Below are 20,862 nucleotides of genomic sequence, written 5' to 3'. Positions count from 1 at the left end.
TCAGTAATCCGATTCGGCGGCCAGGATCTCGGCCAGGAAAGCATCGGTGGCCGGGCCGGCGAGCCGTGCCCGCGCGAACGCACGGAGCCGCTCCCGGACCTCGCGGGTGTCACCGGGACCGGCCGAACCGCCGACACCGATCACCGACGAAGACCAATCCCGTTCCCAGGCAGCCGATTCCGAGATCGGCAGGGTCAGCGTGGCGCGGCCCTGGGCATCCAACGCCCCCACGACGCCGTCGAAAGTCACCGGGATACCTGTTGACGGGCCGATCAATTCGGTGCGAATCTCGGCACGCACCGCGCCCGCCGCGGCCGTCACCGCCCAGGACACGGTGTCCTCGGCCGCGTCGAACACGCCGGGCGGCACCGCACTCCACGGAACGGATGCGCTGCCCGACGCGATCGTGCCGGGCCGCTGTACCCCTACGCCGCCTGCGGCCAGCGCGTAATCCTGTTGCCTGCGCTGTGCCGGAATCTCGTTCAGGTCAACCCAATCGGCCACCGATGCGACGAGCGCGGCCACCCGCGGGTCACCGTCGGCCAACAGGGCCGCCAGCGCCGCGCGATGCGGCTCGAGAAGCCCGGTCACGTCGGAATCGAAGGTGTCGTCGGCGAAGAACTCTTCGGCCGCCGCGGTGAGCACGGCGATCTCGACGTCAAGCAGCGCAGCGTCGAGGTCAGCAATACCGTCGCGCACGCTGGCCGGCCACCAGCGGCGCAGCCAGTGTCCCAGCGCCAGCCGGCGCAGCGGAGCCAGCGCGGCGGCGGCCCACTGCACGTCGACGAGGTCCACTGCGGCCGCTGAGTGCGCCGGCGGTCCGGACAGCGCTTCGACGACGCTGACATGGCCGGCCTCGCCCAGCACCCGCCACAGCCAGTCGGCGGCGGCCACGTCGGTGAAAGTGACGGCGACCGGCGCCAGCGAGTCGTCGACGGTCCACGCCAGGACCGCGCCCGCGACCTCGAGGACGGCGACCGCAGGTGGCGCGGCGGCCGGCCGGCCGGTGGTCCACAACCCCTGTTCGGCAACGAGTTTCATCGTGCCGCCGCCAATTCCAGCATGGCCTTGATGCGCTGCCGGTGATCCAGACTGACCGAGCGGGCCACGCCTTCCAGCAGGGTGCGGACATCGTCGACATCGGTGCAGGATTCCTGCCAGACGTCGCGGCCGTGCAGGCGCGCCCACAACCGGTTCAGATAGGGCCTGGCGAAGGCGGCCAACTCGTCGGTGACCTGTTGCTGACGCGGGTGTAACGCCGCATCGGCGCTCAGATAGCGGCGCGCGTGCAGCACATAGGCCTCCTTGCGCAACCGGGCCTGGATCTGCGCCGCCAGCCGGTAGCGCGGCGCGGCGTTCTCGCTCAGCGGCGCCAGCTCGACGGCCACCTCCACCCCGGCCACCAGGGTCGCCTGCATGTCCTCGGCGAGCAGACCCCACGGCGCACACGCCCGGTCCACCTCCTCCGAGCACAGCATCGGCACGTCGGGCAACTCGTCGCGGTCGAGGGCGCGCCGCAGCGTGGCCCGGACCCGGTCTACCACACTGCGGTCGAGCGGACGGTCACCGTCGGATCCCCCATCCACCGGTGGCGGGGGTTGCGGCACAGTCGAACTCAGGCCGAGTTCGACGATCGACCAGGGCAGCTGCGGATCCGGGCCGTGGGCGCGTGCGCCGAGGTTGTAGGGCGTGGCGTCGGCCACCAGCGCCGTCCACACCCGCTGCCGGGCCGCCTGTGCCGAATGACCGTCGGCGTCACCGAGAACGGTGGCCAAACCGGCCAGAAACGGCTCGGTGATGGCGTCCGACGGACGCACATCGCGCCAGCTGCGCTGCAACTGCGCCGACAACGCTGTCATCGCACCGGCATCGGTCACGTACCGGTTGAGGACCTCGATGGCGGTGCGATCCCGATCCCCGTGCACACCGCGCAGAACCCGCTCGGCGATCTCCGAGAGATCGTCCCCTTGCCCCGGTTCGCCATTGGTGACGGCCAACTCGAAACACACCGGGAAATACAGCTCCTGGGCGTTACCGGTGGTCAGCCGCAGCCGCCGCCGGTGCGCCTTGAGCACCGTGAACCACTCGGCGGTTGCGCGCAACCGGCCGGCGTGGGCCAGGATCAGCTGGTGCATCTCGTCGGCCACCTCGGCGGTGACCACCGGTGTCGAATACTGCGGATTGGACCGCAGCCGCAGCACCAGCGGATCCAGGATGCGCTTGACGGTCCGGCTGAGGGGTCCGCCGTCGTCGGCGCTCAGCACCTCGACACCCGGGCCCAGTGCCCGCCAGGCCCGGTCGATCACGGCGCGGCGGGCCGCGGACGCCCGCTGCGCGGCGTCCGGCGTAACGACGCCCGTCGCTTCGCTCGCCTGGGCGACATCCCCCGTCGCTTCGCTCGCCTGGGTGGCCATCGACCCAGGATAGGGTGCGCCGGCAAAACTTGGGTTCGGTAGCCGACGGTTACCCCGATGCTGGTCTGCATGTTCGAAGCCATGATGCTGGTGCTGCTGATCGTCGCCGGCGCCACCGGGGCCGCACTGTTGGCGCTGGCATTCCTGCGCCGCGCCACCGAACCGGCGGCCGAAACCTATCCCGCGGCCGCCGAACGACTCATCCGGCCCGACGAGATCACAGCGGCGCGAGCGACATTCGACCGGATGCTGCTCGACAAGGGTTTGGTGACCGATGCCCAGCTGGAACTCATCCGGCACGGCACCAGGAGCCGCGGCGTGGTGACCGCGTCACAACCGACCGGCACCACCCGAGAAGAACACCGCGAGGTGGTGCTCGATCTGATGGTGCGCAAACCCGAGGGTGGTCAGTTCCCGGCGCACGAGACCGCACTGATCCCGGTGACGGCGCTGGACCGGATCTGCCCGGGCAGCATCGTGGACGCCTACTATCGCCGCGGCGACGAGTCGGCGGTCGCGGTGTGCGTGCCGCCGGCCTGAGACAGGGCGAAGGTCGCCAGTGCGGCCCAGTACACCGGACTGGCCGAGGTGTCCCCGTCACGCCAGCGGCGCATCTGTTCACGTTGCCAGCGGTTCACCGCGCGACCGGCCTCCGCGACGGACTCCTGCTGGTGGGCGGTGTCGACCGCGGCGATCACCTCGCCCATCGGATCGGCGTGATCGGCTGAGTCGGCGAACCGCCGGTAGCCGGCCGTGGTGGGCAACGACCACAACGTGGCGGTGACGATCTGGGCGCCGCCCAGCACCATCGCGGCCACCAGGCCGGTGGCCTCGTCGAACCGGTAGTCGCCGCCGGAGGCACAGGCCAGCAAGGCAACCCGGCACGGGAACACCAGGTCGGCGGCCATCAGGTCCGCCGCGGTGAGGGGTCGGTGGTCCCCGATCGGCTCGGCCAGACCCGGCGTGCTCGCATGGCAGGCCAAGTGCAGGGCCGCCCGGTCGGCATGCCCGACATCGCCGTCGGCGACGCTGGCATGTCCGACGAACACCAACCGTCCCGGACGCTGCGCGAGCATGCGTGCCAGCCAGCTGCGGTCGGCGTCGGTGCGCCGGAACAGTTCCACGGCGGTGTCGACGCGTGGCAGCACCGGTTGCCGCTGCAGGACGCCCGCATAGTGGCGGGCCAACAGGGTGTCCGGGGCCGGACGCCCCAAGACCGAACCCAGGGTCGAGTCCGGGCGCTGGCCGGGCACCCGCGGATCGAGGATCAACAGCGGGTCACCGCCGGCCGGTGGTGCGGTGGCGCGGCGCGACGCGGCGATGTTCGTGGGTACCGCCATCAGTACGTCGACGAGCTCCATCAGCCGGTAACCCTCGGTGAGTTCGACTGTGACGGCCTCGGTGCGGTTCTCCAGCACGTCGGCCGCCGCAGGGAACGACGTCGGCTTGGCCAGCAGACTCCATGGCACGCGGCCCAGGCGGGCGCTCGGTGCGATGAAGAGCACGGCCCGCGGCGACGTCACGCATTCGGTCAGCAGCTGCCATGCCTGTTCGGAGATGAGCAGCGCGCCGAGACGGTAGGCCAGCGACAGCTCGGTCGACGGTGTGGTGAAGGCGCCCTCCGACAGCGCGCGCGCCAATCCCTCCAGCGGCGTTTCGTCGTGACGGGGATCCGGTAATGCCGCGCCGAGTTCATCGTGTACGGCAACGAGAACCTGCTCGGCCACCACCCAGGTGACGGTCCGTTCGGGCTGCCCGACGATGCGCAGGCTGGCGTAACTGGCGACACCGACATCGGCGTAGCGCAACACCAGGGTGAGCGGCTCGGTCACGGCCAAGTGGCCCATTCGGCGTCGGTGGATGTGACGGTGATCCCGTAACGTTGTTGTGCGAGTTCACGGTAGCGCGCCAGAACCGGCGCGGTGGTCGGATCCATTCGCAGCGGTGGCAGTGCCCCCAGCCGGGTCAGCGAGCCGCGGGCCACCGAGACGGGTCCGGACGCGACCAGCGCATAGTCCTCCGACTCGTCGACGGGCACCGCAGCGGTCGCGGTGTCCGCCCAATCCACCGCATGTGTTGCCTCCGGCACGCTGAGTGCGCCTCGGGCGCAGTGATATTCGATGAGTTCGCTGACCAGCGTGGTGTTCCCCCATTCCCAGGCGACGGCGAATGCCCCCGCCAGCAGCCGCGCCGAGACGTGGGTCGCCCATCGCATCCGCGCGTCGGCGTCGGTGATGGCGTATCGCACCGTGTCGACCGCCAGTGCGGCGGGCAGTTTGAGTTCGGCGGCCTGAGCGAACTTCTCATCGGCGTTTGCCGGGTCGGCGAGTGCCTCGGCACGCAGGATCGAGCCCAGGTGATCGTCGAGCCTGGCGTACTGGAGCCAGCTGTGCCGGGGCCAGCCGTCAAGCAGTGCACGCGCGGCGTTGGTCCGGTCGGTGGCAGCCGCGAAGTCACCGCGAAGGATATCGACCCAGCTGCGCTGCAACAGGATCCGGTGAATATGCAGTGGCTTTTCCACCTCGCGCCAGTGCCGCTCGGCATGGCCGAACCGTTCGTCGGCGTCGTCGAGGGCTCCCACCGAGATGCTGATCAGACCGAGGTACAGCCAGCTGCGCGAAACGTCGTGGGCGCGGGCGTGCTCGGCGATCACCGGGTAGGCACCGTGCACCAGCTCCTGAGCGCGGGCCCGGTCTCCCGCCGCCCACGCCGCGGTGGCACGTTCCAATTCTGTTCTGGCCGTGGCCAGGTGCCATTCGCGCGCCTTGGCCCGGGCACCGGCTCGGCGCAGCCACGGTTCGGCTTCGGTCAGGCGGCCCGTCTCGACACAGAACCGGCCGTAGCCGGTGGCGGCCAGCACGCGCAGGCTGTCGTCGAACTCGCTGCCATCGCCCGGGCCTTCGAGGGCATCGAACACCTTCTCCCACAGTGGAACTGACTGGACGTGCAGATCATCGTCACACAGGGCGACCGCGCACAGAATGCGCGCGTGCGTCACCAGATAAGCATGCTCCGTGGTGAGGTCGTCGAATGGCGTTGGATCGTCGACGAGCAACTGCAGGGCCGCGGCCGCGGCCTCGTGCTCACCGTGGGCGGCGGCCAATCCGGTCCGCAGAAACTGGACGCGCCGGGTGTACCGGGCGACCATGTGGTCGATCTCGGCGTCGGTCATGGTGGTCTGCGCCGCGAGATCGGGTCGTGTGCCGGCCCGGATCTCCCGATAGATCCGCAGGCAGTCATCGACGCGTTTGACGGCCTCGGTCACCCCGTCGTAGGCCGTCCGCACCAGGTAGAGCTCGCCGAGCTGGGCCAGAACTTCGAGCATCAGGTCGTCCCGATCAGCCGCCTCGATGGGCGCCATCAACGACAGCAGCAGCTCTTTGGCACCGACTTCATCGGAGGCGAAGGCCAACGAACGAGCCCGCTCCAAATCGTCGGGTATCGACATCGCGCCATCATAAGGCGGCAGCCGAAGGCGGCGGGCGCAGTGCGCCTGCCGCCTTCGGGGTCGATCCCGTCGATACCCGATCAGTTGCAGGAGACCTTGATCTCGAACTTCTTGCTGATCATCCCGGCCATGGGGTTCTTCAGGTCGGCGCCGGTGGCCTCACCGGTGATGGTGTAGGTATTGCCGTCCACCTTCACATCGGCCGAACCGGAGCTCGCACCGCCCATGGCGGCCACCGCCAGCGCATTGCCGTCCACCACCAGGCCCAGCGACTCGACCTTCGGGGTGGCCTCATCGGTCATCACGACCCCCAGACCCTGCTGGCCACCGATCGCGCCGCTGGCGATGTTGATCTTGCCGCCCTGCTTCACACAGGTCACGGTCTTGACGTCCAGGCCGGCCAGGTCCTGACCCTCGACCTTGACCTCGGTGTTGCCGCCGGTGCTGACCTGGGTGTTGCCGTTGCCGGCAGAGGGTGCGCTGCCCTTGGTCGAGTTGGCCGAGTTGTCGTCGGAGCAGCCGACCAAGACCGCGGCCGCCGCGATCATCCCGATGCCCGCGACCAGTACGCGATTCTTCGTCATTTCCCTTGAGTCCCTTCGTCTCGCCCTGCGCCCCAGTGGCGCGGCGTAGGACAAGTACATGCGGACGCCATTGCTACCGATCCCAACCTTTGCGGTGGGTATCGTGACGATATGGCCGATGACCAGCAGCCTTGCCCACCCGATCCGGAGTACGACGCCGGCGGAGTGCCCACCTTCGACGCCGTTCGGGAGAAGATCGAAAACCGGTTCGGCACGGCGATCGGCGCCACCGAGCTGGCCCAGGAGACTCCCGAGGGCCGGTCGGTGGCCGAGCAGTACGAGCGGCGTCAGGAGGCGGCCGCCGAGCGGCTACGCCAGATCAGGGAATCGATGGGACAGCCGGACGCCCGTCCGGAAGAACCCAGTGACGCCTGAGCGGGTGTTCGGCGTCGAGGAACGACGCGCCCGGCTGGCCCGGCGACATTTCCTCGCACCGCAGGGCGGCACCGCGGAGACCGTCACCGCGGCCCTGGTCGGCCTGCACGCCACCGATCCGGCCACGCCGTATCTGTCGTTGTGGGCGCGCGTGCCCGAATTCACCCGCGCCGAACTGGACGATGCCCTCTACGAACGCCGTTCGCTGGTCAAGCACCTCGCGATGCGCCGGACGCTGTGGGTGGTGCCTGCCGAGGACCTGCACACCGTGCAGGCGGCGTCCAGCGACCGGGTGGCCGCCAACGAGCGGCGCAAGCTGATCGCCGATGTGGAGAAGGGCGGCATCGCCGCCGACGGGGCGGCCTGGCTGGACACCGCATGTGCCGCGGTGCTCGAGTACTTGGACGAACGTGGGCCGACGGGTGCGGCCGAGTTGCGCGCGGCACTGCCCGAGCTGGCGGGCAGCCACGATCCGGCGCCCGGAAAGTCTTGGGGTGGAGCGACTCCGGTGTCCCCTCGGGTGTTGACGGTGCTGGCGGTGCGCGGCGATATCGTGCGTGGCCCGAACACCGGCGCATGGACGGTGTCCCGGCCGCGCTGGGCATCACGCACCGCGTGGCTGGGCGCCGGCGCGACCGCCGACGCCGATGCGGCCAGCGCCGCGTTGGTGGCGACCTGGCTGCGGGCATTCGGCCCGGCCACGGTTACGGACATCGCCTGGTGGTTCGGCCACACCCTCACCTGGACGCGGCGAGCCCTGACCGCCGTCGGCGCCGTCGAGGTCGACCTCCACGGGTCCCCGGGGGTGGCGCTGCCCGACGACCTGGAACCCGAACCGCCTGTCGAGCCCTGGTGCGCGCTGCTGCCGGGCCTGGATGTCACGGTGATGGGCTGGTCCGACCGGCAGTGGTATCTGGATGGGCATCGTGAGCAGGTGTTCGACCGCAACGGCAACGCCGGTCCCACCGCCTGGGCGGACGGCCGAGTGGTCGGCGGCTGGGTGCACGACGCCGACGGCCGGGTGCAGCTGCGGCTCACCGCCGACGTCGCCAAGGACACCCTGAAAGGGTTGCAGCACAAGGCCGACGAGTTGACCGAATGGCTGGACGGGGTGCAGGTCAAGCCCCGGTTCCCGTCCCCGCTGACCAAGAGCGGTTGATGTGGCCCGCGCGGCGGTTGCTACTCGAACGTTGGCGCCGTGAGCGCCATCTGAACTCGATCTACGCGCTGACCTTGCGCCGCTTGCGCGCTGGGGTGGGTGCCGGGGCCACCGCGGGCGGCTCCAGCATTTCGGCGAGGAACTGCCCGGTGTAGCTGCCCGGGGTGGCCGCCACGTCTTCCGGGGTACCCTGCGCGACGACGGTGCCGCCGCCCGCACCGCCCTCGGGACCCATGTCGACGATCCAGTCGGAGGTCTTGATGACGTCCAGGTTGTGCTCGATGACGATGACCGTATTGCCTTTGTCGACAAGGCCGTTGATCACCCTGAGCAGCTTGCGGATGTCCTCGAAATGCAGGCCGGTGGTCGGCTCGTCGAGGATGTAGACGGTGCGGCCGGTCGAGCGCTTCTGCAGTTCGGCGGCCAACTTGACGCGTTGCGCCTCGCCGCCGGACAGCGTCGGCGCCGGCTGCCCCAGCCGGACGTAACCCAGCCCGACGTCCACCAGTGTCTTGAGATAACGGTGGATCGAGGAGATCGGTTCGAAGAACTCGGTGGCCTCCTCGATGGGCATGTCGAGCACCTCGGAGATGGTCTTGCCCTTGTAGTGCACCTCCAGGGTTTCCCGGTTGTACCGTGCGCCGTGGCACACCTCGCACGGCACGTACACATCCGGCAGGAAGTTCATCTCGATCTTCAACGTGCCGTCACCCGAACATGCTTCGCAGCGGCCACCTTTGACGTTGAACGAGAACCGGCCCGGCTGGTAGCCGCGCACCTTGGCCTCGGTGGTCGCGGCGAACAGCGTGCGGATCTTGTCGAACACACCGGTGTAGGTGGCCGGGTTGGAACGCGGTGTGCGACCGATCGGCGATTGGTCGACCCGGACCAGTTTGTCCAGCTGGTCGATGCCGTTGATCCGGGTGTGCCGACCCGGCACCTGCCGCGCCCCGTTGAGCTTGTTGGCCAGCACCGTGGCCAGGATGTCGTTGACCAGGGTGGATTTGCCGGACCCGGATACGCCGGTCACCGAGGTGAGCACCCCGAGCGGGAAGGCCACGTCGACCTCTTTGAGGTTGTGCTCGCGGGCCCCGACCACGGTGAGCTGCCGCTTGCGATCCACCGGCCGGCGGATGGCCGGGACCTCGATGCTCTCCTTGCCGGAAAGGTAAGCGCCGGTGAGCGATTCGGTGTTCTTCAGCAGATCCTGGTAGGTGCCGCTGTGCACGATGCGTCCGCCGTGTTCACCGGCGGCCGGACCGATGTCCACGACCCAGTCGGCGTGCGCGATGGTGTCCAGGTCGTGCTCGACGACGATCAGGGTGTTACCCAGGTTGCGCAGCCGGACCAGGGTGTCGATGAGCTTGCGGTTGTCGCGCTGGTGCAGCCCGATGGAGGGCTCGTCGAGCACGTACAGCACGCCGACCAGGCCGGAGCCGATCTGGGTGGCCAGGCGGATGCGCTGCGCCTCGCCGCCGGACAGGGTGGCCGCCGCGCGGGACAGCGAGAGGTACTCCAGCCCGACGTCGAGCAGGAAGCCCAGCCGGGACTGGATCTCCTTGAGCACCTGGCCGGCGATGGCCTGCTCACGCGCGCCCAGGGTCAAGGCGTTGAGGAAGTTCGCGCAGTCGGCGATGGAGAGCTCGGCGACCTCGGCGATCGACTTGGCGCCGTAGGTACCGGCGGCCAGGGTGACCGCGAGGATCTCCGGCTTGAGCCGGGTGCCCGCACACACCGGGCACGGGATGTCGCGCATGAAGCCCTCGTAGCGTTCCTTCATCTGCTCGGACTCGGTCTGCTCCATCCGCCGCTGCAGGAAGGCCAGCACGCCCTCGAAGTCGGCGTAGTAGGACCGGGTGCGCCCGTAGCGGTTCTTGTACCGGACGTGCACCTGGTGGTCGGAGCCCTCCAGGATCGCCTTGCGCGCCTTGGCCGGGAGCTTCTTCCACGGTGTATTGACGTCGAACCCCATCTCCTCACCGAGGCCGGCCATCATCCGGGTGAAGTACTCCGACGTGTGCCCCATGGACCAGGGCGCCACCGCCCCCTCGGCCAGCGTCAGCTCCGGATCCGGGACGACGAGCTCCGGGTCGACCTCCTTCTTGATGCCCAAGCCGGTGCATTCCGGGCAGGCGCCGTAGGGCGAGTTGAAGGAGAACGACCGCGGTTCCAGGTCGTCGACGGCCAGCGGGTGCCCGTTGGGGCAGGCCAGCTTCTCGGAGAAGCGCTGTTCACGGTGCGGGTGGTCATCGTCGCGGTCGACGAATTCGAGCACGACGATGCCGTCGGCCAGACCCAGCGCGGTCTCCACCGAATCGGTGAGCCGCTGTTTGCTGCTGGCCTTCACGGTGAGGCGGTCGACGACCACCTCGATATCGTGCTTCTCCTGCTTCTTCAGCTTGGGCGGGTCGGTCAGCGGGTGCACCACACCGTCCACCCGCACCCGGCTGTAGCCCTGCGAGTTGAGCTTGTCGAACAGGTCCACGAACTCGCCCTTACGGGTGCGCACCACCGGGGCCAGCACCTGGAAGCGCAGGCCTTCGTCCATCGCGAGCACCTGGTCGACGATCTGCTGCGGGGTCTGCCGGGCGATGCGCTCACCGCAGACCGGGCAGTGCGGCGTGCCGGCCCTGGCGTAGAGCAGACGCAGGTAGTCGTACACCTCGGTGATGGTGCCGACGGTCGACCGCGGGTTGCGGTTGGTGGACTTCTGGTCGATCGACACCGCCGGGGACAGGCCCTCGATGAAATCGACATCGGGTTTGTCCATCTGGCCGAGGAACTGCCGCGCGTAGGCCGACAGCGACTCGACGTAGCGGCGCTGCCCCTCGGCGAAGATCGTGTCGAACGCCAGCGACGACTTCCCCGATCCCGATAGACCGGTGAACACGATCATCGCGTCGCGGGGCAGGTCAAGGTCGACGCCGCGCAGGTTGTGTTCGCGCGCACCCTTGACGACTAGACGGTCAGACACCGATTTTCCTCCTGAGGACAGAATTCACAGCCATGCTAGGTGTACCCCCCGACAAGACCCAGCCAAGCTGGAGCCGGCCGCGGTCGGGCCGGATAGCGTGGCACTGTGAACAGTCCACACAACCTCGTCAGTGACGACTACACCGGCCACCTCGACCCCGGCACCGCCGCCCGGCGCACCCTGCCCGCGGCCACGATCATCAAGGCCTCGGTCGGCCCGATGGACAACAACGCCTACCTGATCACCTGTTCCGAGACCGGGAAAACCCTGCTCATCGACGCGGCCAACGACGCCGACCGGCTCATCGAGCTGATCAGGACCCACGCTCCCGACATCTCTCTCATTGTGACCACCCACCAGCATCCCGACCACTGGCAGGCGCTGCAAGCCGTGGCCGAGGCCACCGGGGCGCCGACCGCCGCGCATCCGCTGGACGCCGAACCACTACCGGTGCGCCCGTACCGGATCCTGTCCGACGGCGACACCGTCCCCATCGGGAAGCTCACCTTCGACGTCATCCACCTGCAAGGCCACACCGAGGGTTCGGTCGCGCTGGCGCTGCGCGGCGCCGACGGTGAGGTGACCCACCTCTTCACCGGGGATTGCCTGTTCCCCGGCGGGGTGGGCAAGACCTGGAAGGACGGCGACTTCGAACGACTGCTCGGCGATGTCAGCACCAAGGTGTTCGACCGCTACCCCGACTCGACCGTGGTCTATCCCGGCCACGGCGACGACACCACCCTGGGCGCCGAACGCCCGCACCTGGCGGAGTGGAAGCAGCGCGGCTGGTAGCAGCCCTGCCCCCCGGTCATGTTCAGCCGGGTTATGTCCAAGCGACGGGCAACCGTTTGATGCCGTGAATGAACGCCGACCGCAGAATGGCCGGCTCGGCGATGGCCACGATCTCGGGCACCTGTGCTCGCAGTTCGTCGAAGAGCACCCGGATCTCGCGGCGGGCCAAGTTCGCACCCAGGCAGAAGTGCGCGCCGCCGGCACCGTAGCCGATCTGCGGGTTCGGGTTCCTGGTGACGTCGAACCGGTACGGGTCGGCGAACTTCGTCTCGTCGCGGTTGGCCGAGGCGTACCACATCGAGACCTTGTCGCCGGCCTTCATGGAGATGCCGCGCATCTCGATGTCCTCGGTCAGGTTGCGCCGCATGAAGATCAGTGGCGATGCCCACCGGACGATCTCTTCGACCGCGGTCGGGGCGACGGCGTCGAAGTCGCCCCACCAGATTTCGCGCTGTTCCGGATAGCGGGTCAGCGCGACCATGCCGTGACTGATCGCATTGCGGGTGGTCTCGTTGCCGGCCGCCGACAGCAGGATGAAGAACGAGGCGATCTCGGCGGAGCTGAGCCGTTCCCCGTCGACCTCGGCCTGCACCAGGTTGGTGGTCAGATCCTCTTCTGGTCGCGCCCGCCGCTGCTCGGCCAGTTCCATCCCGTACATTGCCAAATCCGTTGATACCTTGACGATTTCGTCGTAGTCGCCCGAGACCTCGTCGTCCCCGGCGCCGAGTAGCACGGTGGTCCAATGGAAGACGTCAGCCTCGTCCTGTTCGGGGATGCCCATCAGGTCGCAGATGATCTGCAGGGGAAGCTGCCCGGCCACTTCGGCCACGAAGTCCGCTTCACCGTCCGGGTGGCGATCCATCATCTGCGCGACCAGGCGCCGCGCCCGCTCACGCACGCTGTCCTCGATGCGGGCCACCACCTTGGGGGTGAACGCGCGGTTGACGATGCCCCGCAACCGCAGGTGTCGCGGATCGTCGAGGGTGATCATCGACCCGAAGAATTCGGCGATCTCGGCCGGCACATCGGACAACGACGTGCTCGTCGGGCTGGAACTGAAGATCTCCGGATGGCGGCTGGCGTGCCGCACGTCCTCGTAGGTGGTGAACGCCCAGTGTCCGGCGCCGGATGGGAAGCCGGCGAATTCGGGCACCGAGAAGAAGGTGATCGGCGACTCCCGGCGCAGGGTGGCGAAGGCGCCGTCGCGGTGGTCGTCGTCCCACTCCCAGAACTCGAGCGAGCCGAGGTCGATATCGGCCAACGGCACCTCGGGCGGCGGTGCGCCGTTGCGGCGGGGTGCGATACCGGTATGGCGCAGTGTTGCGGTCATGGCTCGACCTCCCTCATGGCCGAGTGTGACACCACGTGCGGCTGTCTGTAGCCGAATTCTGCAGAAGGGGTCGGACATTTCAGGCCGGCAAGTCCAAGGGCGCCCGGCCGCAAGCTCCCCGCGAGCCCGCTGGGCCGCAGACCAGATCCGGTGTCTCGGCCGACCTTTCGCCGGTTCCCCGGTTCCGGCCGGAACACCGCGAAAGGCCCGGCGCGAGCGCCGGGCCTTTCGTTGGCTTATCGAGGCGGTGTCAGGACGTGTGCACGATGAGGACGTCGATCTTGGAGCGGCGCGCCACGTTGGCCGGCACCGATCCCAGCAGCCGGCCGGCGATGGTGGACAGCCCGACGTTGCCGACCACCAGCAGGTCGGCCCCGGAGTCGTTCGCCAGGTCGACCAGCGCGTCGACGGGCGCTCCGACGATGGCCTTTTCCTCGATGTCGGTGGCTCCGGCGACCTTGGCCCGGTCGCTGGCCTCCTTGAGGATGGCGTAGATGGGGGCGTTGCCGGTCATCTTGTAGCCCTCGTCCTTCAGGACGTCGGCGGCGTGATGATCTTCACTCTGCGGGAAATATGCCGTCGCGACGATCAGCTTTGCCCCGGCATTGGCCGCGATCTCCCCTGCACGCTCCACGGCACGCAGTGACGAATCCGATCCGTCCGTACCGACGACCACGGTCCGATAGGCGCTCATTCATGCCCTCCCAGTCTCAGAACCTTCTCCATAGCTACGCCACCCGAGACAGTAACCCTTTGCTCGACGACCGGGGGCGCGATTGGCGACACCCGGCGCGCCGGTCACGCCCGGCGACGTCATTCGGGTACCGATGGTATCGGCTCGTCCCCCGGATCAGGCATTTTGGTGACGCAGGACATGCCCGTAACGGGCCGCGGACGTGACCGAGGTCAAACCGTCGACACCCGTTGTGCGGCCATCACATCGACACTCAATATCGTTCGCCGCGCCGGTGTTTGGAGACGGGACCGACGCGGGCGGCCAAGCCGATCGGCAGCACGCCCGGAAGGTCCTGCGCCCCAGCCCCACTGACCTCACGCTGGCGTCGACTGGACCGGTACCGGCGGGGGCATTACGGTTGCGCCCACAACCTGAACGGGGGTCGACCAGGTGGAATTGTCCCTGCTCACGCGGCGAGAATCGACTGCGCTGCTGCGTTCGGGCCGCCTGGACGGGGTGCTGGTGGCGGTCTTCGCGATCGCCGTGAGCGCGGCCGGTGCCGCCAGGCCCTCGTTCTGGTTCGACGAGGCGGCCACCATCTCCGCGAGCACGCGCACCATCCCGGAGCTCGCTCGCCTGCTGGGCAACATCGACGCCGTGCACGGCGCGTACTACCTGCTGATGCACGGCTGGTTCGCGGTGTTCCCGGCCACCGAGTTCTGGTCCCGATTCTCCAGTTGCCTGGCCGTCGGCCTCGCCGCGGCCGGAGTGGTGACGCTGGGCAAGCGGTTCGTCGGCCGCTCGGCCGCGGTCACCGCGGGTGTGGTGTTCGCGATTTTGCCCAGGGTCACGTGGGCCGGCATCGAGACACGCTCGTACGCGCTGACGGCCGCCGTCGCGGTGTGGCTGACGGTGCTGTTGGTCGCGTCGACGCGCCGGCCCCGCCTGTGGGTGGCCTACGGCGCCGGTTTGGCGCTGGCCGCCGTGCTCAACGTCTTCTTGGTGCTGCTGGTGTTGCCGCACGGAGTATTCGTCGCGACACTGCGTGACCGCCGGCGCACCGCGGCGTGGGCCGGCGCCGCCGGCGTCGCGGTACTCGCCGTCGCGCCGTTGGTGTTGTTCTGCCGCACCCAGATAGCCCAGGTGCGGTGGATCTCACCGCCGTCGGCACATACCGTCGGCGAGATTCTCAAGGAGCAGTACTTCGACGACAGCCTGGCGTTCGCGGTGTGCGCCGGGATGATCCTGCTGCTGCCGTTGTTCATCCGGCGGCTACGGCCGACCGAGCCCGGGGCGCGCACGCTGCTTCGGCTCAGCCTGGCCTGGGTGGTGCTGCCCACCGCGGTGCTGCTGGCGTATTCGTTTGTGGCCGAACCGATCTACTATCCGCGCTATCTCACGTACACCGCCCCGGCAATGGCCTTGCTGCTCGGGGTGAGCATCGTGGGCATCGTACGGACGCGGGAGCGCGCCACCGCGGTGCTGGCCGTCCTCGCCGTCGCCGCGACACCGAATTTCCTGATCGTCCAGCGCGGACCGTACGCCAAGGGCGGCATGGATTTCAGCCAGGTCGCCGACGTCATCACCGCGCACGCCGCACCCGGTGATTGCCTGATCGTGGACAACACCACCAACTGGATGCCTGGCCCGATCCGTCCGCTGACCGCGGCCCGACCGGCGGCCTACGCCAAGCTGATCGATCCCGGCCGCGGGATGCGTGCCGCGGACCGGAATCGGTTGTGGGACGCGCATCTGGGCATCTGGGGGGTGGCCGACCGGGTTCGCGCATGCACCGTACTGTGGACGGTATCCCAACGCGATCGCGCCGTCCCGGACCGGCAGAGCGGCGCCGCACTGGACCCGGGACCGCGGCTGAGCCGGGCGCCTGCCTACCAGGTGCCCGAGCGGATGGGCTTCCACATCGTGGAGCGCTGGCAGTTCAACTTCGCACAACTGGTGAAATCCACGCGCTGACAGGTCAGTACAACTCGGGACGCCGATCACCGAACAGATCCACGTACTCGGTGAGCGCCTTGTTGTGGGTGACGCTCAGGTCGACATCGGCGATCGCCATGCCCACGCCGGAGCCCACGGCCGAGAGCACCCACCCGTCGGGGGACACCACCGCACTGCCCTCCGTCCACGCCTGCCCGCGTTCCACCCCCGCCCGGTCACAGCAGGCGACGGCCACCTTGCTGGCCCTGGCGGTGGCCATCGCGTTGATCACCTCGCCGGAGTGTTCGCCGTCGGGGCGGGGAAACAGTGGCCAATTGACCGGTGCGGCAATGAGTTCGGCCCCGGCCAGCGCCACCGGCCGGGTCAGTTCCGGGAATTCCAGGTCATAGCACACCATCACCGCGATGGCGCCGTGCCGGGTGGCAACCACCTCCGGCACCGCCGCGCCGGGAGTGAAGATCAACTTCTCCCGGTCCCACAGATGCGATTTGCGGTAGAAGGCCAGCACACCGGATCCGTCGAGCAGCACCGCACTGTTGTAGAGCAGCCCGTCCTGGCCGCTCTCCGGGAAGCCGCCGACGACGACGGCGTCACCGGCCGCGGCGATCCACTCGGCGAACGTGTCCGCGGTGGCCGGCTGCGCGAGCGCGCGAGCCTCGTCGGCGTCGGCGAACATGTAGCCGGAGGTCACCAGTTCGGGCAGCACCACGACATCGGCACCGGCCGTGACCGCGGCGCGGATCTGCTCGACGACCAGGGCGGTGTTGGCCGTCAAGTCACCGAACACGGGCGCGATCTGACAACATGCGATCCGGGTCATCAGCGCAGTGTAGTCACGGCAGCGCGGTGCGGGCCTTCAGCGCCAGCCACAGCTCCATGCGGTCGTCGCCGTCGTCCAAGCGTCGCCCCGTCAGCTGGGCGATCCGTTCGATGCGATTGCGAACGGTGTTGCGGTGCACCGACAACCGGGCCGCGGCGGGATCCCACGCCCCGTTGACCCGCAGCCACTGGTCAAGGGTGCGCAACAGCTCCACCCGCTCCCCCGGTTCGAGTTGGTCCAGCGGTGCGAGCACCGCGTCACCGAATCCGCGCACCGTCTCGGGTTCCCCCAGCGACAACAGCAGCGACACCGTCTCACCCTCACCCGCGGTGACGATGCGGCCCAGCCGCCGGCTGACCGGCACCAGTGACCGGGCCTGCGCGGCCGACACCCCGAGCGTCTCCGGACTGGTCGCCGCGCCGACGCCGGTGGGCAGCCCACCGGCGTGGGTGGCCAGGGTCTCGGTCAGGGCACCCAGATCCCAGTGCGCGATCTCGACCGTCGGGCCGTTCACCCGGACCAGTGCACCGTCGAGGGTGGACCGCAACCGGAAGGCCAGCTCCTCGCCCGCGCCATCGACCACGGCGACGTGGCAGTGTTCGCCAGACAGCCCCACCCCGGCCGCCAGTTGTTGGGCGCGTTCGCGTTTCATGCCGGCCCGCAGCAGCTGCCCGAACACCTGCTCGCGCCGGCGGCGCTCGGGCTCGTCGGAGAGTTCGCGCCGCTCGCGGTCCACGGCGATGAGCGAGACCAGCACCGTCGACGACGCCCGGGTGGCGGCGTCCATATCGGCCCCCAGCGCGACATAGGCCAGCGGTACCCGGGCGCCGATGGCGTGCACCTCGAACCCGTCCACCACCGCCCAGCTGCGGCCGTCCATCTGCCCGCAACTCGCGCGTGCCCTTTCGACGATGTCCGGCGGGGTGCCGGGGCTCGCGGCCACCAGGCCACCCGCACCGTCACACACCACGCACGGGGTGGCGCTCGTCGCCGCCCAGGCCGACAGCAGCGCAGGCAGCGGCGCGGAACTGGTGGCCACTGCAGTGAGCCGGCGATTGTTCTCCATGGCCTGTTGTAAGCCGCGCCGCTCCTGCCGGGCGATCGTCTCGAACACCCACTTGGTCACGGCGATGAACGGGGTTCGGTCGGGCACCACCAGCATGGTGATGCCGGCCTGCTCGGCCGCCGCGCGCAACGGCTCCGGACACTCCCGGTACGGCAGGCCGTGCCCGACGCCCAGGGCCAGCGCCGCCACGCCGGCCGTCGCGCAGGTGGACACGTAGGCTCGGCAGTCCTCGTCGGTCATCGGCAGCAGCAGGCCCACCGTCATCAACAGCTCACCGCCCTGCAACCAGTCTCCCGGGGAGACCAGCTCCGAGACGTGCGCCGAGGCGACCTCGCGGTCCAGTCCGGCCGCACCGGCCACCACCGTGAGGTGCAGTGACGCCGCCGTGGCGACATCGCGGACGGTGATCACCGCAGGACCGACCGGTTGTACATATCGTCCAATGCTAATGGGCAGACTGAACAAAATCGCTATGGCATCGGGCTGCGAATCCGGCGACAGTATGACCAACGCCACACAGGGAGAACACGCATGACCATTCCCAGCACCGACCGGTCCGGGACCTTGATCGAGACCCGCTCGATCGACTACGTGCCCGACGACGAACGGCACGGCAAAGTCGGCCACCAGGGTCCGTTCTGGTTCGTCGGCAACTTCCAGCCTTTCACCCTGGCGCTGGGGTTCGTGGGCCCCAGCCTCGGCCTGTCCCTGTGGTGGACGGTGGTCGCCGGGATCGCGGGCATCGCCTTCGGCACGTTGTTCATGGCGTTCCATGCCACCCAGGGCCCGGTGCTCGGGCTGCCGCAGATGATTCAGTCGCGGGCCCAATTCGGTTACCGCGGTGTGCTCCTGCCGCTGATCGGCACGCTGTTCACCTTCGTCGGATTCAACGTCGTCGATGTGGTGATCATCAAATCCGGTCTGCAGGAGATCTTCGGCTGGAACTCGGTGGCGGTGGCCGTGGCGATCACCGCCGTCGCCGCCGGCCTGGCCATCTTCGGGCATGACCTGCTGCACAAGGCCTTCCGGGTGCTGTTCTGGATCTCGCTGCCGCTGTGGCTGATGCTGACCTACGGCGTGCTGTCCGGTGACGTACACGCCACGACACCGGCCGCCGGTGGCTTCACCTGGGTGGCCTTCCTGGCGCAGTTCGGGGTGGCGGCGTCGTACAACATCACCTACGCCCCGTACGTGTCCGACTACAGCCGGTACCTGCCTCGGGACACCAAGCCCTCGGCCATCATCACCTCGGTGTTCGTCGGCGCCACCGCATCGCCGATGTGGCTCATCCCGCTGGGCGGCTGGATGGCCACCTACCTCGGGGCGTCCGACGCGCTGGCGGGCATCAACACCACCGGCAACGCCACCGTCCCCATGCTGGGCAGCGTCCTTGCGGTGGTCTCGACGCTGGTGCTGGTGGCAACCATGGGGCTGAACGCCTACAGCGGAATGCTCACCGTCGTCACCGGTTTGGACTCGGTCCGTTCCGTGCGTCCCACCCGGCGGCTGCGGGTGGTCACCATCCTGGTGCTGGCGGCGGCCTGGCTGGCGATGAGCCTGCTGCTGTCGAACGCGACCGCGGCGCTGAACACCACGCTGCTGATCATGCTGTACCTGTTGGTGCCGTGGACCGCGGTGAACCTCACCGACTTCTTCTTCGTGCGCCGTGGGCACTACGTGATCGCTGACCTGTTCACCCCGGCGGGCGTGTACGGCGCCTGGTCCTGGCGCGGGCTGGCGGCGTTCGCCGCGGGCATCGCCGCCGAGATTCCGTTCCTGGTACTGCCGTTCTACACCGGACCGGTCGCCGCCGCGATGGGCGATGTCGACATCGCTTTCGTGATAGGTCTACTGGTGTCGGGCGTGGTCTACATCGCCGTCACCCGGACCCTCGATGTGTCCGACGAGCTGGCCCGCATTGCCGCCGACCCGTCCCTGAGTGATCCCGCCGATGCCGCCGCGATCGCCAACACCGTTGAAGCGGAGGAAAAATGAGTCACCCCGACGGCCCCATCGGTCCGATCGACGCCACCCGCCATCCGCGCTACACCGAGCCCGGCACGTTTGCCCGGTTGCCGCGCCTCGACCAGGTCGGCCGTGCCGACGTGAGCATCGTCGGCATCCCGTTCGACAGCGGGGTGTCCTACCGTCCCGGCGCACGGTTCGGCCCGGGCCACGTCCGCGCCTCGTCGAAGCTGTTGCGGCCGTACAACCCCGCCGTCGACGTCGAGCCGTTCGCCGCTCAGCAGGTGGCCGACTGCGGGGATATCGCGGTGAATCCGTTCGATATCGCCGACGCGATCGAGACCATCGACGCCGCCGTCACCGACCTGCGCAAGGACGGTGCGAAGGTGCTCACCATCGGCGGCGATCACACCATCGCCCTGCCCATCCTGCGTGCCCTGGCGCGCGACCACGGCCCCATCGGCGTGCTGCACTTCGACGCCCACCTGGACACCTGGGACACCTACTTCGGGGCGCCGTTCACCCACGGCACCCCGTTCCGGCGGGCCAGCGAGGAGGGCCTGATCGACATGGAACGGTCGCAGCACATCGGCATCCGCGGCCCGCTGTACAGCAAACACGATCTCGAGGACGACGCCGTGCTCGGATTCCAGGTGATCCGCTCGGACGACTACGAGGTCGACGGGGTGGCCTCGATCGTGGAACGGATGCGCAAGCGGCTGTCCGGCGGCCCGGTGTACGTGTCGGTCGACATCGACGTGCTCGACCCTGCCCACGCACCGGGCACCGGTACCCCCGAAGCCGGTGGTATGACCTCGCGCGAACTGCTCAACACGTTGCGCGGGCTGATCGGGCTGGACGTGGTGGGCGCCGACATCGTCGAGGTGGCACCGGCCTATGACCATGCCGAGATCACCGGCATCGCCGCCGCACACGTCGGCTACGAATTGCTCTCCGTGCTGGCCGCCAATCGAGCCTGACCGCGGACCTGCCGCCCGAAAGACAGTGTGGGCGCAGCGGTTTCCGGGAATCGGCGATGCAAGCCGTCGATCAACCGATGCGCCTCGTACAGTTCCCGGCGCAGATCACCGGCCCGGGGATCCACCCGTGCGGTGCCGCGGGCACGAGCGCGCCGGTTACGCGCATCGACGACCTCGAGCTTGTGCGAGATCTCGGCGACCTGATCGTAGAGTGCGGCCAAGAACTGCCGCGCCTGGCTCACGGCCGGGTCCTCGGGGTGTTCACGCACATGCGGATCTTCTCATCGATTCGGTCGGTGCGCGCGCCCGGGGGCCGACTACTC

The 20,862-nt window shown here is 68.9% G+C and carries 18 protein-coding genes; 7 read left to right on the top strand and 11 right to left on the bottom strand.

Annotation, left to right across the window (positions count from 1 at the left end; translation table 11 throughout):
- Both AWB94_RS06475 and AWB94_RS06470 read right to left on the bottom strand, forming a co-directional pair.
- Positions 1-1,041, bottom strand: a complete 1,041-nt coding sequence (locus tag AWB94_RS06475; RefSeq protein ID WP_062658945.1) for a hypothetical protein — start codon at positions 1,039-1,041, stop codon at positions 1-3.
- On the bottom strand, positions 1,038-2,414 hold the full coding sequence (locus AWB94_RS06470) for a hypothetical protein (RefSeq protein WP_062658946.1): 1,377 nt from the start codon (positions 2,412-2,414) through the stop codon (positions 1,038-1,040). The genes AWB94_RS06475 and AWB94_RS06470 overlap by 4 nt, the downstream gene beginning before the upstream one ends.
- 69 nt (positions 2,415-2,483) lie before the next feature.
- Between AWB94_RS06470 and AWB94_RS06465 the strand changes: the two genes are divergently transcribed.
- Positions 2,484-2,954, top strand: a complete 471-nt coding sequence (locus AWB94_RS06465; protein WP_062659005.1) for a hypothetical protein — start codon at positions 2,484-2,486, stop codon at positions 2,952-2,954.
- On the opposite strand, the gene AWB94_RS06460 is transcribed toward AWB94_RS06465, so the two are convergent.
- The 3 genes from AWB94_RS06460 to AWB94_RS06450 form a co-directional block, all read right to left on the bottom strand.
- Entirely contained in the window at positions 2,903-4,261 is a 1,359-nt protein-coding gene (locus tag AWB94_RS06460) for a CHAT domain-containing protein (protein ID WP_062658947.1), read from the bottom strand. The two genes, AWB94_RS06465 and AWB94_RS06460, sit on opposite strands and share 52 nt — an antisense overlap.
- Positions 4,243-5,862, bottom strand: a complete 1,620-nt coding sequence (locus tag AWB94_RS06455; RefSeq protein ID WP_062658948.1) for a hypothetical protein — start codon at positions 5,860-5,862, stop codon at positions 4,243-4,245. Before AWB94_RS06455 ends, AWB94_RS06460 begins: the two co-directional genes overlap by 19 nt.
- 80 nt (positions 5,863-5,942) lie before the next feature.
- Positions 5,943-6,446 (bottom strand): lipoprotein LpqH, encoded by a 504-nt coding sequence (locus AWB94_RS06450; RefSeq protein WP_062658949.1) that lies wholly within the window; start codon positions 6,444-6,446, stop codon positions 5,943-5,945.
- Positions 6,447-6,557: 111 nt separating this feature from the next.
- Here AWB94_RS06450 and AWB94_RS06445 point away from each other — a divergent pair, with 111 nt between their 5' ends.
- The gene (locus AWB94_RS06445) at positions 6,558-6,821 is read left to right on the top strand and encodes a hypothetical protein (RefSeq protein WP_062658950.1); all 264 of its coding nucleotides are present in this window, start codon (positions 6,558-6,560) and stop codon (positions 6,819-6,821) included.
- Positions 6,811-7,980, top strand: coding sequence for a winged helix DNA-binding domain-containing protein (locus tag AWB94_RS06440; protein WP_109762523.1), 1,170 nt, complete (start codon positions 6,811-6,813; stop codon positions 7,978-7,980). Before AWB94_RS06445 ends, AWB94_RS06440 begins: the two co-directional genes overlap by 11 nt.
- Positions 7,981-8,041: 61 nt before the next feature.
- On the opposite strand, the gene uvrA is transcribed toward AWB94_RS06440, so the two are convergent.
- Positions 8,042-10,954 (bottom strand): excinuclease ABC subunit UvrA, encoded by a 2,913-nt coding sequence (gene uvrA, locus AWB94_RS06435; protein ID WP_062658951.1) that lies wholly within the window; start codon positions 10,952-10,954, stop codon positions 8,042-8,044.
- Between the two features lie 105 nt (positions 10,955-11,059).
- Here uvrA and AWB94_RS06430 point away from each other — a divergent pair, with 105 nt between their 5' ends.
- The gene (locus AWB94_RS06430; RefSeq protein WP_062658952.1) at positions 11,060-11,746 is read left to right on the top strand and encodes an MBL fold metallo-hydrolase; all 687 of its coding nucleotides are present in this window, start codon (positions 11,060-11,062) and stop codon (positions 11,744-11,746) included.
- A 31-nt stretch (positions 11,747-11,777) separates the two neighbouring features.
- Here the strand turns inward: AWB94_RS06430 and AWB94_RS06425 are convergent, their stop codons facing one another.
- Together AWB94_RS06425 and AWB94_RS06420 are read right to left on the bottom strand one after the other, a co-directional pair.
- Positions 11,778-13,076 (bottom strand): cytochrome P450, encoded by a 1,299-nt coding sequence (locus tag AWB94_RS06425; RefSeq protein WP_062658953.1) that lies wholly within the window; start codon positions 13,074-13,076, stop codon positions 11,778-11,780.
- 250 nt (positions 13,077-13,326) lie between these two features.
- The gene (locus tag AWB94_RS06420) at positions 13,327-13,770 is read right to left on the bottom strand and encodes a universal stress protein (protein ID WP_062658954.1); all 444 of its coding nucleotides are present in this window, start codon (positions 13,768-13,770) and stop codon (positions 13,327-13,329) included.
- Between the two features lie 432 nt (positions 13,771-14,202).
- Here AWB94_RS06420 and AWB94_RS06415 point away from each other — a divergent pair, with 432 nt between their 5' ends.
- Entirely contained in the window at positions 14,203-15,726 is a 1,524-nt protein-coding gene (locus tag AWB94_RS06415; protein WP_201029605.1) for a glycosyltransferase family 39 protein, read from the top strand.
- 4 nt (positions 15,727-15,730) lie between these two features.
- On the opposite strand, the gene AWB94_RS06410 is transcribed toward AWB94_RS06415, so the two are convergent.
- Positions 15,731-16,528, bottom strand: coding sequence for a nitrilase-related carbon-nitrogen hydrolase (locus AWB94_RS06410; protein ID WP_062658955.1), 798 nt, complete (start codon positions 16,526-16,528; stop codon positions 15,731-15,733).
- Between the two features lie 13 nt (positions 16,529-16,541).
- Entirely contained in the window at positions 16,542-18,005 is a 1,464-nt protein-coding gene (locus AWB94_RS06405) for a PucR family transcriptional regulator (protein ID WP_062658956.1), read from the bottom strand.
- A gap of 120 nt (positions 18,006-18,125) precedes the next feature.
- Between AWB94_RS06405 and AWB94_RS06400 the strand changes: the two genes are divergently transcribed.
- Both AWB94_RS06400 and speB read left to right on the top strand, forming a co-directional pair.
- Positions 18,126-19,589 (top strand): purine-cytosine permease family protein, encoded by a 1,464-nt coding sequence (locus AWB94_RS06400; RefSeq protein WP_062658957.1) that lies wholly within the window; start codon positions 18,126-18,128, stop codon positions 19,587-19,589.
- A complete protein-coding gene (speB, locus tag AWB94_RS06395) occupies positions 19,586-20,539 on the top strand; it encodes an agmatinase (protein ID WP_062658958.1) in 954 nt (317 codons plus the stop codon). The genes AWB94_RS06400 and speB overlap by 4 nt, the downstream gene beginning before the upstream one ends.
- On the opposite strand, the gene AWB94_RS06390 is transcribed toward speB, so the two are convergent.
- On the bottom strand, positions 20,500-20,808 hold the full coding sequence (locus AWB94_RS06390) for a hypothetical protein (protein WP_062658959.1): 309 nt from the start codon (positions 20,806-20,808) through the stop codon (positions 20,500-20,502). The genes speB and AWB94_RS06390 overlap by 40 nt on opposite strands.
- Between the last annotated feature and the right edge of the window lie 54 nt (positions 20,809-20,862).

Origin of the sequence: Mycolicibacterium canariasense (assembly GCF_002101555.1) — a bacterium.
Taxonomy (GTDB): Bacteria; Actinomycetota; Actinomycetes; order Mycobacteriales; family Mycobacteriaceae; genus Mycobacterium; species Mycobacterium canariasense.
Note: the sequence above shows the minus strand (reverse complement) of the source record. Positions and strands in the feature narration are given on the sequence as shown.